The sequence below is a fragment of the Streptomyces sp. NBC_01276 genome, from assembly GCF_041435355.1.
Lineage (GTDB): Bacteria > Actinomycetota > Actinomycetes > Streptomycetales > Streptomycetaceae > Streptomyces.
Genome location: NZ_CP108442.1, coordinates 6,136,264 through 6,151,311 on the forward strand (window position 1 = coordinate 6,136,264; position 15,048 = coordinate 6,151,311).

The 15,048-nt window shown below is 73.5% G+C and carries 15 protein-coding genes; 12 read left to right on the forward strand and 3 right to left on the reverse strand.

Annotation, left to right across the window (positions count from 1 at the left end; all coding sequences use genetic code 11):
• The first annotated feature begins 77 nt into the window (after positions 1-77).
• From OG295_RS27590 to OG295_RS27630, 9 genes are all read left to right on the forward strand, one after another.
• A complete protein-coding gene (locus OG295_RS27590; RefSeq protein WP_371679323.1) occupies positions 78-1,034 on the forward strand; it encodes a helix-turn-helix transcriptional regulator in 957 nt (318 codons plus the stop codon).
• Between the two features lie 44 nt (positions 1,035-1,078).
• Positions 1,079-2,047: a helix-turn-helix transcriptional regulator gene (locus OG295_RS27595; protein WP_371679324.1), complete on the forward strand. Its 969-nt coding sequence runs from the start codon at positions 1,079-1,081 to the stop codon at positions 2,045-2,047.
• A 15-nt stretch (positions 2,048-2,062) separates the two neighbouring features.
• Positions 2,063-2,290 (forward strand): hypothetical protein, encoded by a 228-nt coding sequence (locus OG295_RS27600; protein WP_266838156.1) that lies wholly within the window; start codon positions 2,063-2,065, stop codon positions 2,288-2,290.
• A 23-nt stretch (positions 2,291-2,313) separates the two neighbouring features.
• Complete coding sequence (locus OG295_RS27605; protein ID WP_371679325.1) at positions 2,314-2,514, forward strand: hypothetical protein; 201 nt, start codon at positions 2,314-2,316, stop codon at positions 2,512-2,514.
• Between the two features lie 201 nt (positions 2,515-2,715).
• Complete coding sequence (tatA, locus tag OG295_RS27610; RefSeq protein WP_266838152.1) at positions 2,716-3,012, forward strand: Sec-independent protein translocase subunit TatA; 297 nt, start codon at positions 2,716-2,718, stop codon at positions 3,010-3,012.
• A gap of 54 nt (positions 3,013-3,066) precedes the next feature.
• A complete protein-coding gene (gene tatC, locus OG295_RS27615) occupies positions 3,067-4,029 on the forward strand; it encodes a twin-arginine translocase subunit TatC (RefSeq protein ID WP_371679326.1) in 963 nt (320 codons plus the stop codon).
• An 83-nt stretch (positions 4,030-4,112) separates the two neighbouring features.
• Positions 4,113-5,000: a diacylglycerol kinase gene (locus tag OG295_RS27620; protein ID WP_371679327.1), complete on the forward strand. Its 888-nt coding sequence runs from the start codon at positions 4,113-4,115 to the stop codon at positions 4,998-5,000.
• 46 nt (positions 5,001-5,046) lie between these two features.
• Positions 5,047-7,908, forward strand: coding sequence for a DEAD/DEAH box helicase (locus OG295_RS27625; protein ID WP_371679328.1), 2,862 nt, complete (start codon positions 5,047-5,049; stop codon positions 7,906-7,908).
• 90 nt (positions 7,909-7,998) lie between these two features.
• A complete protein-coding gene (locus OG295_RS27630; RefSeq protein ID WP_371679329.1) occupies positions 7,999-8,703 on the forward strand; it encodes a helix-turn-helix domain-containing protein in 705 nt (234 codons plus the stop codon).
• On the opposite strand, the gene OG295_RS27635 is transcribed toward OG295_RS27630, so the two are convergent.
• The 3 genes from OG295_RS27635 to OG295_RS27645 form a co-directional block, all read right to left on the reverse strand.
• Positions 8,639-9,616 (reverse strand): pseudouridine synthase, encoded by a 978-nt coding sequence (locus OG295_RS27635; protein WP_371679330.1) that lies wholly within the window; start codon positions 9,614-9,616, stop codon positions 8,639-8,641. The two genes, OG295_RS27630 and OG295_RS27635, sit on opposite strands and share 65 nt — an antisense overlap.
• Before the next feature lie 76 nt (positions 9,617-9,692).
• The gene (locus tag OG295_RS27640) at positions 9,693-10,538 is read right to left on the reverse strand and encodes a siderophore-interacting protein (RefSeq protein ID WP_371679331.1); all 846 of its coding nucleotides are present in this window, start codon (positions 10,536-10,538) and stop codon (positions 9,693-9,695) included.
• Positions 10,539-10,586: 48 nt separating this feature from the next.
• Complete coding sequence (locus OG295_RS27645; protein WP_371681332.1) at positions 10,587-11,492, reverse strand: 5'-3' exonuclease H3TH domain-containing protein; 906 nt, start codon at positions 11,490-11,492, stop codon at positions 10,587-10,589.
• A gap of 202 nt (positions 11,493-11,694) precedes the next feature.
• Here OG295_RS27645 and OG295_RS27650 point away from each other — a divergent pair, with 202 nt between their 5' ends.
• The 3 genes from OG295_RS27650 (at position 11,695) to OG295_RS27660 (ending at position 15,045) form a co-directional block, all read left to right on the forward strand.
• Positions 11,695-11,841: a hypothetical protein gene (locus OG295_RS27650; protein ID WP_371679332.1), complete on the forward strand. Its 147-nt coding sequence runs from the start codon at positions 11,695-11,697 to the stop codon at positions 11,839-11,841.
• 505 nt (positions 11,842-12,346) lie between these two features.
• Positions 12,347-14,311 carry a peroxidase gene (locus OG295_RS27655; RefSeq protein WP_371679333.1) on the forward strand — a complete coding sequence of 655 codons (1,965 nt, stop codon included), beginning with the start codon at positions 12,347-12,349 and terminating at the stop codon, positions 14,309-14,311.
• Between the two features lie 128 nt (positions 14,312-14,439).
• Positions 14,440-15,045, forward strand: a complete 606-nt coding sequence (locus OG295_RS27660) for a helix-turn-helix domain-containing protein (protein ID WP_371681333.1) — start codon at positions 14,440-14,442, stop codon at positions 15,043-15,045.
• The last annotated feature ends 3 nt before the right edge of the window (positions 15,046-15,048 follow it).

Sequence of the window (15,048 nt, forward strand, 5' to 3'; positions counted from 1 at the left end):
TCGCTTTTGTCCGGGACGGCCGGGGCGGTACGGTCAACGGTCACGAGTGTGTGTCGAGGAGCGGGGGAACGGCGTCGATGGCGATTGCCAAGGCCGAGCGGCTGATGAATCTGGCGCTGTGTCTGCTGGGGACCCGTCGTCCCCTCAGCAAGCGTGAGCTGCGCGGTTCCATCGAGGCTTACCTGGAAGCCGGGAACGACGAATCCTTCAACCGGATGTTCGAGCGGGACAAGGACGATCTGCGCGAACTCGGTCTGGTGATCGAGACGGTGGAGAACCTGGAGGGGGAGACCGGGTACCTGGCCCGCCGGGACAGCAACCGGCTGCCGCCCGTCTCGCTGGACGCCGAGGAGGCCGCCGCCCTGGGGCTGGCGGCCAAGGTGTGGCAGCAGGCCCGGCTTGCCGGGGCGGCCAGTGGCGCCCTGCAGAAGCTGCGGGCCGGCGGGATGCCGGAGGCCGGTGACCCGTACGAGGGCCAGCACAGTGCCATCGAGCCGCGCATCCCGGTCCACGAAGCGGCCTTCGAGCCGCTGATGCTGGCCTGCCGCGACCGGCGGCCGGTCGTCTTCGAGTACCGCAAGTCCAACGCGGCCCGGCCCGAGCCCCGTCAGGTCGAGCCGTGGGCCCTGGAGTGCTGGCGCGGCCACTGGTACCTGGCCGGGTACGACCGCGACCGCGGGGCGGAGCGCGTGTTCCGGCTCTCCCGGATCACCGGCAAGGTCCGTTCCCGGGCCGGGAAGTACACCGCCGAGGTGCCCGACGTGGTGACCGTGCGGGAGACCGTGGCGAGCTGGGCCGGGGAGGGCGGCGAGCGTTCCGCGCTGCTCCGCCTGCGGGCCGGGGCCGGGTACCCGCTGCGGGCCAAGGCCACCGCCGTGCGCGAGGGCGCCGACGGCTGGGACGAGCTGGAGGTCCCCTACGGGCACGGGCTCGACGCCTGGCTCGTGGAGTTCGGCCCGGACGTCGTCGTGGTGGAGCCGGCCGATCTGCGGGCCGACGTGGTGGACCGGCTGCGCGCCGTCGCCCGGGGCTGAACCGCACCATCCGTAGCAACGCCCTGAGGGGGAGACGTACCACCATGGCTGCCAACGCCATCGACCAGACCCGCCGGATGCTGTCCCTGGTGACCTACCTGCGCGAGCGGCCGGGCGCGCACGTCGCCGACGTCGCCCGCGCCTTCGGGATCACCGAGGACGAGCTGATCTCGGACCTCGACGTCCTGCCCATGTGCGGGACCAGCTTCCGCGGCGGGGACCTGCTCGACATCGACACCGACGGGGAGCGCATCTGGTGGCGCAATCCCGACGCCTCCGGGGAGTCCACGGCCGAGCCGCTGCGGCTGGCCGCCGACGAGGCGACGGCCCTGCTGGTCGCCGCCCGCGCGGTGGCGACCCTGCCGGGGCTGCGCGAGAGCGACCGGGACGCGCTGCTGCGCGCCACCGCGAAGCTGGAGGCGGCCGCCGGGGAGGCGGCCGGGGCCAGCTCCCGGCTGTCGGTGACCTTCGAGTCCGAGGGCGGGGTCTTCGCGGACGTCGACCGGGCCATCGCGGAGCGGCGGCGGCTGTGGCTGCGCTACTACTCGCCCGCCCGTGACGAGCTGACCGAGCGCACCGTCGACCCGATCCGGTTGTTCGCCGTGGGGCACACCTATATGGAGGGGTGGTGTCACCTCTCGGAGGCCCGGCGCACCTTCCGGCTCGACCGGGTGGCCGAGATCAGGCTGCTCGACGAGCGGGCCGAGCCGCCCGCGATCGAGCCCCGGGACCTGTCCGAGGGGCTGGTGCAGCCGGCCGCCGAGGACCCGGAGGTGGTGGTCGAGGTGGGGCCCGGCGGGCGCTGGGTCGCCGAGTACTACCCGCACGACAGTGCCGAGGAGCGGCCCGACGGCGGCCTGCGGATCACCCTGCGCAGCCCCGACCCGGCCTCCCTGCGCCGGCTGGCGCTGCGCCTGGGCCGGGACGGCCGGATCGTGTCGCCTCCGGAACTGGCGGAGAGCGCGCGGAAGGCCGCCGCAGAGGCACTCGCGGGGTACGGGGAACGGGTCTAGGGGGAGCGGACAGCGATGTCGCCATCATCCGGGCCGGCAGCGGTCACCTTCAAGGCGGCCTGCCCCGAGTGCCGGGCCCGTTTCGAGCTGGCCGCGGACGCGCTGCGGCTGGCGATCGGCCGGCGGGCCACCTTCTACTCCTTCACCTGCCCCGAGTGCTCGGCTCCGGTCCGTAAACCCGCAGGTGAACGCATTGTGGAATTGCTGACGGGCGGTGGGGTGAGCACGCTGCGCAGCGTGTGAGGCGGGCGCGCTAGGCTCGTCCCATGCTGTGGCCGATGCTCGCAATTGCCCTGGGCTTCCTCGGGGTCGCCGTTCTCGCCGTGCTGGCCGTGCGGGTCTTCCTGGAGGTGCGGCGGCTGTCCGGGCAGGTGGCCCTGGCCAGCCGCCGGATCACCCAGGCCTCGGGGGACCTGGAGCAGGCGGCGGCCGACCTGGCACGGGCCGGACAGGGACTGCGGCCGTAGACGCGCGGGCCGTCGGCCCGCGCTTATGGAATCCGTGGAGGAGGACCCGTACCGTCGGTGCGGTAAGCAAGCGGGGATACCCCGGGGGATTGCCGGGCGTTAACCCTCGGGGGTTACGATCCTTGTCAGAGAGGTGCCGGAGCTCCGTCCGGAGGCGCCGGGCCACCACAACCAGCCGTTTCGGTGAGAAGGAAGACACACATGATCGGCAATCTGAAGCCCCTTGAGATCCTTCTGATCATCGCTGTCATCGTGCTGCTGTTCGGCGCCAAGAAGCTTCCCGAGATGGCCCGCTCCCTGGGCAAGTCGGCCCGGATCCTCAAGAGCGAGGCGAAGGCCATGAAGAAGGACGGCGAGGCCGAGGACGCCGCGGCCACCGCTCCGGTCGCCGACCAGGCCCCGGCCCAGCCCGTCGCCCCGCGCACCATCCAGGCCGCTCCGGGCGACGTCACCAGCGCCCGCCCGGTCAGCGAGCCGAACCGCACCACCCAGGCCTGACATCCGGCGGTCGCCCGTCGTACGAGTCATCTGTAACGAGACAAGGGACGTGGGTTGCTCAAGTCTGCCCGCAAGCAGGGGAACAAGGACCGGGCCAAGGACGCCGAAGGGCGCATGCCGCTGGTCGAGCACCTGCGTGAGCTGAGAAACCGCCTGCTGAAGTCGGTGCTGGCGATCGTCGTGGTGACCATCGTCGCGGCCTACTTCTACCGGCCGATCATCGACTTCCTGCTGGAGCCGATGCTCTCGTCCGTCGGCTGCACCAACGGGGCCACGCACCAGAGCAACGGTGCCCCCTGCGCCGAGATGACGACGAACGGCCTGACCGCGCCCTTCTCCATCGCGCTGAAGGTCGGTCTGTCCGCGGGCGTCGTGCTGTCCGCGCCCGTCTGGCTCTACCAGCTGTGGGCGTTCGCCGCCCCGGGCCTGCACCGCAACGAGAAGAAGTACGCGCTGAGCTTCGTCGCGGTCGGCGCCCCGCTGTTCCTCGCCGGCGCGGTGCTCGCGTACAAGATCCTGCCGCAGACGGCGGAGATCCTCCTCGGCTTCACCCCGGACCACGTCAAGAACCTGCTGCCGGTCGACGACTACCTCGACCTCGTCACGCGCATGGTCGTGGTCTTCGGCCTGGCCTTCGAGCTGCCGCTGATGCTGGTGCTGCTGAACTTCACCGGTGTGCTGAGCGCCAAGCGGCTGGGCAGCTGGTGGCGTGCCATGGTCCTCGGCATCACGATCTTCGCGGCCTTCGCGACGCCCACCGGCGACCCGCTCACCATGCTGACGCTGGCCTCCCCGATCGTGGCCCTGTACTTCATCGCCCTCGGGATCTGCCTGCTGAACGACCGGCGCCGCAAGCGCGCCAACCCCGACGCCGACCTCGACGACGACGAGGCCTCCGAGGTCGACCTGACCCCGGCCCCGATCGGCGCGGCGGAGCGGGCCCCGGCCGCCTCCGCGCTCCCCGAGCAGGCCGACGGCGGGCGTCGGCAGATCAACGGTTACGACGACGCCACCTGACGGGTGCGCCCCCGGCCGCCGCCGGGAGGCGCCCCCCCGGGGGGCGGGTGAGCGCGGAGATCACCCTCGGGTACATTCCCCGGGTGTCCTCCGAGATCACCCTCTTCGTCAATCCCACCGCGGGACGCGGCCGGGGCGCGCACGCCGCGCAGCCGGCCGCTTCCGCGCTCCGGGAGGCCGGATTCTCCGTCCGGACCGTGGTCGGCACCGACGCGGCCGACGCCCTGGCCCGGCTGCGCGCGGACGTCCGCGACGGCACCGGCGCGGTGATCGCCGTCGGCGGTGACGGGGTGGTCTCCCTCGCCCTCCAGGCACTGGCCGGGACGGCGGTCCCCCTCGGCGTGGTCGCGGCCGGCACCGGGAACGACTTCGCCCGCTCGATGGGACTGCCCGTACGGGAGCCCGAGCGGGCCGGGCGTCTCGCCGCCGAGGCCCTCAAGGAGGGCCGGATACGGGAGATCGACCTCGGCCGCGCCGGTGACACCTGGTACGGGACCGTGCTGTGCTCCGGCTTCGACTCGCGGGTCAACGACCGCGGCAACCGGATGCGGCTGCCGCTCGGCCGCTTCAAGTACGACCTGGCCATCCTCGCGGAGCTGGCCGCCTTCAGGCCCTTCCCGTACCGGATCACCCTCGACGGGGGACGGGTGATCGAGACGGAGGCCACGCTCGTGGCCGTCGGCAACGGGTCCTCGTACGGCGGCGGGATGCGCATCTGCGCGGACGCCGAGCCGGACGACGGGCTCTTCGACGTCACGGTGGTCGGCGACTGCGGCCGCGGCACCCTGCTGAAGGTGTTCCCGCAGGTCTACAAGGGGACGCACCTCACCCACCCCAAGGTCACCGTGCACCGGGCCGCCGAGGTCACCCTGGAGTCGGCCGCGCTCACCGCCTACGCCGACGGGGAGCGGCTGGGCCCGCTGCCGGTGACCGCGCGGTGCGTCCCCGGGGCCCTGCGGCTGCTCACTTAAATGATCGCGACTGTTGTCGGAGGTGGCGGGTAGGCTCGACAGCAAGATGACCGAAGAACTCTCCCCCGCCGAGCGGTACGCCGCTGCCCGGATCCGCGCCGCCGAAGAGGCCACCGCCCTGGCCCCCTTCCGCGAGATGTACGAATTCGACCTGGATCCGTACCAGGTCGAGGCCTGCAAGGCACTGGAGGCCGGCAAGGGCGTCCTGGTCGCCGCCCCGACCGGTTCGGGAAAGACCATCGTCGGCGAGTTCGCCGTGCACCTCGCGCTCCAGCAGGGGCGCAAGTGCTTCTACACGACGCCGATCAAGGCCCTGTCGAACCAGAAGTACGCCGACCTCGTCAAGCGCTACGGCGCCTCCGAGGTGGGCCTGCTGACCGGCGACAACAGCGTCAACTCCGAGGCGCCGGTGGTCGTGATGACCACCGAGGTGCTCCGCAACATGCTCTACGCGGGCTCCCGGTCGCTCCTGGGCCTGGGCTACGTCGTGATGGACGAGGTTCACTACCTCTCCGACCGGTTCCGCGGAGCCGTCTGGGAGGAAGTGATCATCCACCTCCCCGAGTCGGTGACCCTGGTGTCGCTGTCCGCCACCGTCTCCAACGCCGAGGAGTTCGGCGACTGGCTCGACACCGTGCGCGGCGACACCGAGGTGATCGTCTCCGAGGAGCGGCCCGTACCGCTGTGGCAGCACGTGATGGCCGGCCGGCGGGTCTACGACCTCTTCGAGGAGGAGTCCGACCACGGCGGCCGCGGCTCCGCGCGCCGCGAGGTCAACCCCGACCTGCTGCGCATGGCCCGCGAGGAGAACACCCGTACCTACAGCCCCAAGGACCGGCGGCGCGGCAAGATGGTCCGCGAGGCCGACCGCGAGCGCGAGCGCCGCTCCCGAGGCCGGATCTGGACCCCCAGCAGGCCCGAGGTCATCGCGCGCCTGGACGGCGACAACCTGCTGCCCGCCATCAACTTCATCTTCAGCCGGGCCGGCTGCGAGGCCGCCGTCCAGCAGTGCCTGTACGCGGGCCTGCGGCTCAACGACGACACCGCGCGGCTGAAGGTCCGCGAGATCGTCGAGGAGCGGACCGCCTCCATCCCGGCCGAGGACCTGCACGTCCTGGGCTACTACGAGTGGCTCGAAGGCCTGGAGCGGGGCATCGCCGCGCACCACGCGGGCATGCTGCCCACCTTCAAGGAGGTCGTGGAGGAGCTCTTCGTCCGCGGTCTGGTCAAGGCCGTCTTCGCCACCGAGACCCTCGCGCTGGGCATCAACATGCCCGCGCGCACGGTCATCCTGGAGAAGCTGGTCAAGTGGAACGGCGAGCAGCACGCCGACATCACCCCCGGCGAGTACACGCAGCTCACCGGCCGCGCCGGGCGGCGCGGCATCGACGTCGAGGGCCACGCGGTGGTGCTCTGGCAGCGCGGCATGGACCCGGTGGGGCTGGCGGGGCTCGCGGGTACCCGTACCTATCCGCTGCGTTCCAGCTTCAAGCCCTCGTACAACATGGCCGTGAACCTGGTCCAGCAGTTCGGGCGGCACCGCTCGCGCGAGCTCCTGGAGACCTCCTTCGCGCAGTTCCAGGCCGACCGCTCCGTCGTGGGCATCTCCCGGCAGGTCCAGCGCAACGAGGAGGGCCTGACGGGCTACCGCGAGGGCATGACCTGTCACCTGGGCGACTTCGAGGAGTACGCGCGGCTGCGCCGCGACCTGAAGGACCGTGAGACGGACCTGGCCAAGCAGGGCGCGGCGCAGCGCCGGGCGCAGGCGGCCAGTTCGCTGGAGCGGCTCAAGCCGGGCGACGTCATCCACGTGCCGACGGGCAAGTTCGCCGGGCTCGCGCTGGTGCTGGACCCGGGCGTGCCGGCGGGGCGGGTCCACGGCCACCGCGGGTACGAGTACGCCGAGGGTCCGCGCCCGCTGGTGCTGACCGCGGAGCGGCAGGTCAAGCGGCTCGCCGCGATCGACTTCCCGGTGCCGGTCGAAGCCATCGACCGGATGCGGATCCCCAAGACGTTCAACGCCCGTTCGCCGCAGTCCCGCAGGGACCTGGCGACGGCGCTGCGCAACAAGGCCGGTCACATCGCGCCCGAGCGGCACCGTCCGGGCCGGGCGGCGGCGGCCGACGACCGCGAGATCGCCCGGCTGCGGGCCGAGCTGCGCGCGCACCCCTGTCACGGCTGTGACGAGCGTGAGGACCACGCGCGGTGGGCGGAGCGCTTCCACCGGCTCAAGCGGGACACGCAGCAGCTGGAGCGGCGCATCGAGGGCCGGACGAACACCATCGCCCGCACCTTCGACCGGATCCACGCGCTGCTGACCGAGCTGGACTACCTGCGCGAGGACGAGGTCACCGTGCACGGCAAGCGGCTGGCCCGGCTCTACGGGGAGCTCGACCTGCTGGCGTCGGAGTGCCTGCGCGAGGGGGTCTGGGAGGGGCTCAGCCCGGCGGAACTGGCGGCCTGCGTCTCGGCGTTGGTCTTCGAGGCCCGGCAGTCGGACGACGCCGTGCCGCCGAAGGTGCCCAACGGTCCGGCCAAGGCGGCGCTCGGCGAGATGGTCCGGATCTGGGGCCGGCTCGACGCGCTGGAGGAGGAGCACCGCATCAACCAGGCGGAGGGCGTGGGCCAGCGCGAGCCGGACCTCGGCTTCGCGTGGGCGGCGTACCAGTGGGCCTCCGACAAGAGCCTGGACGAGGTGCTGCGCGAGGCGGAGATGCCGGCCGGTGACTTCGTGCGCTGGTGCAAGCAGGTCATCGACGTCCTGGGGCAGATCGCCGCGGCGGCCCCGGGCTCCTCGGCCCCGGCGTCCTCGGCGTCCTCGGCGGGCGGGAGCACGGTGGCGCGCAATGCCCGTAAGGCCGTGGACGCCCTACTTCGGGGTGTAGTGGCCTACAGCTCGGTCGGATAGGCTCTTTTGGGTCTTCCTCTAAACGCCGGGATGGCCGGATCTCATCTCTTGCCATGATCGTTCGCGCGCGTCCTGTGCGACGATCGGCGCATGAGCGGGGGAACGGACGAAGGACCGAGACGGGTCGGTCGGCCACGCGCCGACCAGCTGAGACCGTACAGCGGCCGGCCGCCGCGCGAGGAGCTCCTCTGCGCGGCTGCCGAGCTCTTCACGGTACGCGGGTACGCGGCCACCACCACGCGGGCGGTGGCCGAACGGGCCGGACTGCGCCAGGCCACGATGTACCACTATTTCGCAGGCAAGGAGGAACTCCTCGCCGAACTGCTGGAGTCCACGGTCACGCCCTCCCTGGCCCTGGCCCGGCGGCTGCTGACCGACGGCGGCCGGCCCGCCGCGCACCGGCTGTGGGAGCTGTGCCGCTCGGACGTGCTGCTGCTGTGCGGGGGGCCGTACGACCTCGGCGCCCTGTACCTGCTGCCGGAGCTGCGGGGTCCGCGCTTTGCGTCGTTCCGGCGGATGCGCGACGAACTGCGCGATGCCTACCGGACGTTGCTGCACGCCACGTCCGTGGGCGCCGAACTCGCCGGGGACACCGAGGGTCTGACGCTCCGCAACGACCTGGTGTTCGGCCTGATCGAGGGCGTCATGCTGATCCACCGGTCCGCTCCGGGCCGCCCGGTGGCCGCCTTCGCCGAGGCGGCGGCCGACGCCGCCTTGCGGATCGCGGGCGTCACGGCGTCTGCGGCCCCGGGTCCCGTTCCCAGCCTTCCGGGTCCTCCCAGGCCCGCAGGGTGAGGTTCGTCTCCAGGCGGTGCTCCAGGCCGGTGACCGGATCGGTGAAGGACAGGGTCCGGGCCAGCAGCTGGAGCGGGCGGCGGTAGTCCGCCGGGTCGGCCGCCGCGGCCACCACCGGGTAGACCGGATCGCCGAGCAGGGGCAGGCCCAGCGCGTTCATGTGCACCCGCAGCTGGTGGGTGCGGCCGGTGTGCGGGGTCAGCCGGTAGCGGCCCAGGGCGCCCCGGGTGCCGGTGAGCTCGACCAGGCTCTCGGCGTTGGGTTCGGCGTCGGGGACCTCGACCGCCGCCATCACCCCGCGCACCTTCTCGATGTGGCTGCGGACCACGCGGGGGAGTTCCACCGCCGGGTCGTGGCGGGCGACCGCCTCGTACTCCTTGCGGACCCGGCGCTCCTGGAACAGCAGCTGGTAGGCGCCGCGGTCCTCGGGGCGGATGCTGAACATCACCAGTCCCGCCGTCATCCGGTCCAGCCGGTGCGCCGGGCTGAGCGTCGGCAGGTCCAGTTCCAGGCGCAGCCGGGCCAGGGCGGTCTGCGTGACGTGGCTGCCGCGCGGGATGGTCGCCAGGAAGTGCGGCTTGTCCACCACCAGCAGGTGCCGGTCGCGGTACACGACACCGATCGGGAACGGTACGCGGGGCTCGGGGGGCATGTCCCGGTGGAACCAGAGCCAGCCGCCCGGCTCGTACGGGTCCTGCGGGCGCAGCACCCGGCCGCCCGGGCCGAGCACCCGGCCGTCGGACAGCAGCCGCGCCATCGATTCGGCGCCGCGGGTGCCGGCGTAGCGCTCGGTCAGGTAGTCGCCGAGGAGCCGCCACCGCCCGTCCGGGTCGGGGGGCAGGCGCATGCGGACCGGGTCGATGCCGGCGATCTGGGGGAGCGGTGCGGGCGGGATGTGGGATCTGCGGCTCATCGGGACCAGGGTAGGGGGCCACTCCGGGGCGAAGGGGCCGAGGTGGTTCCCGTCCGGGTGTTCGACGCGGCGGCGGTCAGGCCGCCGCGGCCGCGGTGAGGTCCTGTTCGGCCTCCACCGTGGCGTTCCAGTCGCGCTTGATCGCGCGCCAGCCCTCGTCCGTCTCGCCCTGGCGCCAGTAGCCCGAGATCGACAGGCGGTCGCGCGTGATCCCGCGGTCCAGGCGGAGGTGGCGGCGGAGCTCCTTCACGAAGCCCGCCTCGCCGTGGACGAAGGCGTGGACGTCCGCGGAGGGGAACTCCAGCGAGGTGACGGCCTCCACGAGGGCCGCGCCCACCGGACGGTCCCCACGGTGCAGCCAGACCGGGACGATCCCGTCCGGCGTGGTGATCTTCTGCTCGTCGGCCGGGCCGTCGATCTCGATGAAGGCGTGCACCCGCGCGCCCGCCGGCATCCGCTCCATGGCGGCGGCGATCGCCGGAAGCGCGCTCTCGTCGCCCGCCAGGAGGTGCCATCCGGCCATCGGGTCGGGGGCGTAGGCGCCGCCCGGGCCGAGGAAGTGCACCCGTTCGCCCGGCTGGACGCGGGCCGCCCAGGGGCCGGCCAGGCCCTCGTCGCCGTGGACGACGAAGTCCAGGGTCAGCTCCCGGTGCGTCGGGTCCCACGCGCGGACCGTGTACGCGCGCTGGCGCGGCCAGGCCTCGCGGTGGTGCGTCGCGCGGATCCGGTCCAGGTCCCAGGGCTCCGCGTAGCGCACGCCCTCGGGGGCGAACAGGAGCTTCACGTAGTGGTCGGTGCACACGCCCGCGCCGAAGTCGGCCAGCCCGTCACCGCCCAGCACGAGCCGGACCATGTGCGGCGTCAGCCGCTCGGTGCGTACGACGACTGCGGTGCCGACAGTGCGGGCGCGTCCTTCTGCCACGGCGTCTCCCCTGAACTCACAAAGCTTAGGATTACCTAAGTTAGCACCTCATGGGCGCAGCGCGCTGCTCAGGCGTGACACCGCTCCTCCCAGACCCCACCGATGAGCGAGTGCGTCGACCAGTTCCGGCTGTGCCGGGAGGTGCGGAAGTGCCGGGTCAAAGGCCGGGAGCGGCACGTCGGAGGCCACCTGGACGACCTTGGGCGCCACCGCCAGGTACGGGCGGGATTCTTCGAGGCGCCTGCGCTGGGTGGGGGTCAGCTTCGACTTCGGGTCGCCGACAGCGGCCAGGATCCCCGCGAGGTCCCCGTAGGCGTCCAGCAGCTTCGCCGCCGTCTTCTCGCCGATGCCGGGAACGCCCGGCAGGCCGTCGCTCGGGTCGCCGCGCAGCAGCGCGAGGTCCGCGTACCCGGGGCCGTCCACCCCGTACTTCTCGCGCAGCCAGGCCTCGTCAGTGACCTGGAGGGTGCCGACGCCCTTGAGGGGGTACAGGACGCGGCGCTGCCGGGCGTCGTCCACCAGCTGGTAGAGGTCCCGGTCGCCGGTGACGATGTCCACCGGGCCGGTCGCCCGTGCGGTGAGCGTGCCGATCACGTCGTCCGCCTCGTACCCGGCGACGCCGACCCGGGCGATGCCGAAGGCGTCCAGGGCCGCCTCGATGATGGGCACCTGCGGGGCGAGGGTGTCCGGGGTCTCCTCCACGTCGGGGCCGGTCTCCGTCTCCCGCGCGACCCGGTGCGCCTTGTAGGAGGGGATCAGCTCCACCCGCCAGTGGGGCCGCCAGTCGGCGTCCATACAGGCCACCAGGTCGTCCGGGCGGTGGTCCTGGACCAGGCGCCCGATGAAGTCGAGCAGCCCGCGCACCGCGTTGACCGGGGTGCCGTCGGGGGCCTTCACGGAGTCCGGCACGCCGAAGTAGGCGCGGTAGTAGAGGGAGGCGGTGTCCAGGAGCATCAGGCGTCGTGTCGTCACGCAGACGATGATGCCGCACGGGCGGTGGGGGCCGGTGGGGCCGGCGGGACCGCGGGCGGCGGCGGTCCCGTCACTCCAACAGTGCGTCCGGCGCGCGCGGGGGCGGGCTTTCGCGGAGGGTGTTGATCACTGGCAGGACGTTCTGCCCGCCCGGTCCCCCCAATGCGAGGAGTCTCGGACGCCCATGGCCGCCGTCATCGCCGTCGTCGCATTCGCCGCCGCTTCCGTCGCCGTCGCCGCCGTTTCCGTCGCCGTTTCCGTCGCCGTCCGTGCCGCTCCGCCCGCCGGCCCGGCGGGCGCGGGGCTCATAGGCGCGGTCCTGATCGGGTGACGGGTCCGTCCGCGGGGTGCGCCCCCCGGTCCGGGTGACCCCACCCCGTGCCCGGGGCCGGGTCACCGGGCACGGTTCCGCGATCGATCCGTCGAGGGGGCCGTGAGGCCGCGGCGCCCTCCCGTGGCCGCCTTCCGTACTCCTTTCGGGCGGGCCGGGGGCTGCCTCCCGTCGGACACCGACACGGCAACGGACACGGACACCGACCGACACGGACCCGGACTACCGGGCCCGCTTCGCCCGCTTCCGTGCGGGCCGGGCCCGGGATCCGCACCCCGCCTCCCCCTGGCCCCGACCCCGCACCCCGGCCGCGCGGTCCGGTATCCGCGCTCGCGCCGCCCCGAGGCCCGGCCCCCGTGTTCCCCGCGCCCCGCCCCGCTCCCCGCCCCGCTCCGCGCCCCGCTCCGCCGCCCGCCGCCCGCCGCCCGCCGCCCGCACCGCCCGCCGCCCGGTCCCGGGCGCGGCCGGGGGCGTGGTTCCGTCCGTTCCCCACCCAGGAGTTCCCATGGATGCCGTCCCCTCCTCCGCCCCCGCCCGCCGGACCGTGATCATGGCCGGCGCGGGGGCCGCCGCCCTCGCGGTGTGTCCCCGCACCGCCGCGGCCGCGACGGCCGCTCCGGCGCCCCTCGGGGACCGGCCGGCCGAGGCCGCCGCGCTGCCCCTGCGCGCCGACCGCACCACCCAGGGCGACGTCCTGGCCGGCTCCCGCAAGGACCACGCCTGCCTGCTGCTCCTGCACTTCCGGGACGTGGTCCTGGCCCGCCGCTGGCTCGCCCGGCTGGTCCCCGAGCTCTCCACCACCGAGGAGATGGCCCGCTTCAACGCCCTCTTCAGCGCGGCCCGGGTCAAGGCGGGGGGCACCGACCCGGCCTCCCTGTCGGCCCTGTGGACCGGGCTCTCCCTCACCTACCCCGGGCTGCGGCTGTTCGCGGGACGGGAGCCCTTCCCCGCGGTGCCGGCCGGCAGCACCGCCGAGGCGTTCACACAGGGCGCCGCCCTTCGCGCCGAGGCGGTCGGGGACACCGGCGCCAGCGCCCCCGCGTCCTGGCTGTTCGGCGCCGAGCAACCGCGGCGCGCCGTGCACGCGGTCCTCAGCCTCTCCGCGGACGACCCCGACCGGCTAGCGAGCACCGTCACCCGCCACCGGGAGGCCCTCGCCACCGCCGGGGCCACGATCGTCTTCCGGCAGGACGCCGGCACGCTGCCCGGAGCCCTGCGCGGCCACGAGCACTTCGGGTTCACCGACGGCATCAGCCAGCCCGGCGTCCGCGGCTTCCACGCACCCGACGCGGAGACCGGGACCACCGTGCAGGGCAAGCCCGGGACGCGGCTGGTCCCGGCCGGGGAGTTCCTCGTAGGACAGGAGAAGGCCGGGCAGCGGCCCGCCGGGCTGCCCGCCTGGGCCACCGGGGGGTCGTTCCAGGTGGTGCGCCGCCTCGCCCAGGACGTCCCCGGCTGGTGGGAGCAGGCCCGGCAGCGGCTGGTGGAACTGAAGAAGGCCGGGGCCGCGCCGGCGGACGCGACCGCGACGTGGGTCGCGGCCCGGCTGGTCGGCCGCTGGCCCGGCGGCACCCCCATCGCCGGGTGCCCGCTCGCCGAACAGCCGGGCCCGGTGGGCGCCGACCCGGACGCCCGGCTCACCTACCACGAGGACGCGCAGGGCTGGCACACCCCGCTGTTCGCCCACATCCGCAAGGGCAACCCGCGCGACGGTCTCGTCCCCGGCCCCGGCCGGCCCCCGCTCGCCCCCGACGTCCTCGACAACCGACGCATCATCCGGCGCGGCATCCCCTTCGGCCCCGCCTACGACCCCCAGAACCCCAAGGGTGCGGGCGGCCCCGACACCCCGCGCGGACTGCTGTTCATCGGCTATCAGGCCGACCTGGTCCAGCAGTTCGAGTTCGTCGCCAAGAAGTGGATCAACGAGTCGGACTTCCCGGCCGGCCGCAACCCGCGCGTCGGCGCCGACCCGGTGCTCGGCCCGGGTTCACCGGTCACCTTCGAGACCGAGTCGGACGACGGCAGCCGGGCCACCACCCTGCGCTTCGGCCGCTACGTGCGCACCCAGGGCGCCCTGTACGCCTTCACCCCCTCGCTGCCCACCCTGCTGGCCCTCTCCCGCGGCACCCTCGACGACTCCGTGGAGGTCCACCCCGGCACCGTCCTGCGGTCCGGCGACGTCCTCGACGCCGGTGCGGTCCGGCTGGCCCTCGGCGCCGACGGGGACCTCGTCGTCCTCGACGGCTCCGGGGCCCACCGGTGGAGCGCCGGCACGGCGGGCACCGGCCACGACGCCCTCTTCTCACGCGACGGCGAGCTGACCGTGCGCACCGAGGCGGGCGCCACCGTCTGGACCAGCGGCACCGCCGGCCACCCCGGCGCCCGGCTGTTGGTCAAGCCGTCAGGTGACGTAGTGATCCTCGACGTCGACCGTGTGCTGTGGCGCGCACCCGGGGGCCACGTAGGGTGACCGGGGGACCACGGGAAAGCGCCGGGATGGGGCCCGGTGGGCCCGTGCGGGCGAATCCGGGGGCGGTTGCTGCGTAAGGTGCTTACAGCACACCGATGTGCACCAGGACAGGGGAGGGCAGCCCCGAGATGAACGACAAGGAAGACGGCAACGACAAGGAGAAGGACTCCAAAGAGCCGCTGCGGGTGGGCGTGGCCGTGCGCAAACGGCGCCGCGCGCTCCACCTGACCCTCGCCGCGGTGTCGGCGCGCAGCGGCCTGTCCGTCCCCTTCCTGAGCCAGATAGAGAACGAACGGGCCCGCCCCAGCATGCGATCGCTGGAGCGGGTGGCCGACGCGCTGGAGACCACGGCGGTCGAGCTGCTGGCCGCCTCCGACACGGCGCGCACCGTGGACCTCGTACGGGCCGGTGACGAGTCCGGGCTGAGCCCGGTGATGGGCGTACGCCCCCTCGTGCGCGGGCACCACCAGCTGCACGCGCTGGAGTTCACCGGGGACCAGGACGCCGGCCGCGAGTACCAGCACCGCAACGACGAGCTGATGTACGTGGTTTCCGGCGCCTGCCAGGTGGAGGCGGAGGGGCGGGCCTACCGGCTGGAGAGCGGGGACGCGCTGTTCCTCTCCGGTGGGGTGCGACACCGCTGGCGGGCCACGAGCGAGGACACCAGGCTCCTGGTCGTCGCCGTCGGCGACCACATCCACGCCACCTCCGAGCCCCCCTCGCCGGAGCACTGAGCC

Excerpts from the sequence above, each read along its gene's own strand:
- OG295_RS27590 (WP_371679323.1), top strand. The coding sequence starts at position 78 with ATGGCGATTGCCAAGGCCGAGCGGCTGATGAATCTGGCGCTGTGTCTG.
- OG295_RS27595 (WP_371679324.1), top strand. The coding sequence starts at position 1,079 with ATGGCTGCCAACGCCATCGACCAGACCCGCCGGATGCTGTCCCTGGTG.
- OG295_RS27600 (WP_266838156.1), top strand. The coding sequence starts at position 2,063 with ATGTCGCCATCATCCGGGCCGGCAGCGGTCACCTTCAAGGCGGCCTGC.
- OG295_RS27605 (WP_371679325.1), top strand. The coding sequence starts at position 2,314 with ATGCTGTGGCCGATGCTCGCAATTGCCCTGGGCTTCCTCGGGGTCGCC.
- tatA (WP_266838152.1), top strand. The coding sequence starts at position 2,716 with ATGATCGGCAATCTGAAGCCCCTTGAGATCCTTCTGATCATCGCTGTC.
- OG295_RS27625 (WP_371679328.1), top strand. The coding sequence starts at position 5,047 with ATGACCGAAGAACTCTCCCCCGCCGAGCGGTACGCCGCTGCCCGGATC.
- OG295_RS27630 (WP_371679329.1), top strand. The coding sequence starts at position 7,999 with ATGAGCGGGGGAACGGACGAAGGACCGAGACGGGTCGGTCGGCCACGC.
- OG295_RS27635 (WP_371679330.1), bottom strand. The coding sequence starts at position 9,616 with ATGAGCCGCAGATCCCACATCCCGCCCGCACCGCTCCCCCAGATCGCC.
- OG295_RS27645 (WP_371681332.1), bottom strand. The coding sequence starts at position 11,492 with ATGCTCCTGGACACCGCCTCCCTCTACTACCGCGCCTACTTCGGCGTG.
- OG295_RS27650 (WP_371679332.1), top strand. The coding sequence starts at position 11,695 with ATGGCCGCCGTCATCGCCGTCGTCGCATTCGCCGCCGCTTCCGTCGCC.
- OG295_RS27655 (WP_371679333.1), top strand. The coding sequence starts at position 12,347 with ATGGATGCCGTCCCCTCCTCCGCCCCCGCCCGCCGGACCGTGATCATG.
- OG295_RS27660 (WP_371681333.1), top strand. The coding sequence starts at position 14,440 with ATGAACGACAAGGAAGACGGCAACGACAAGGAGAAGGACTCCAAAGAG.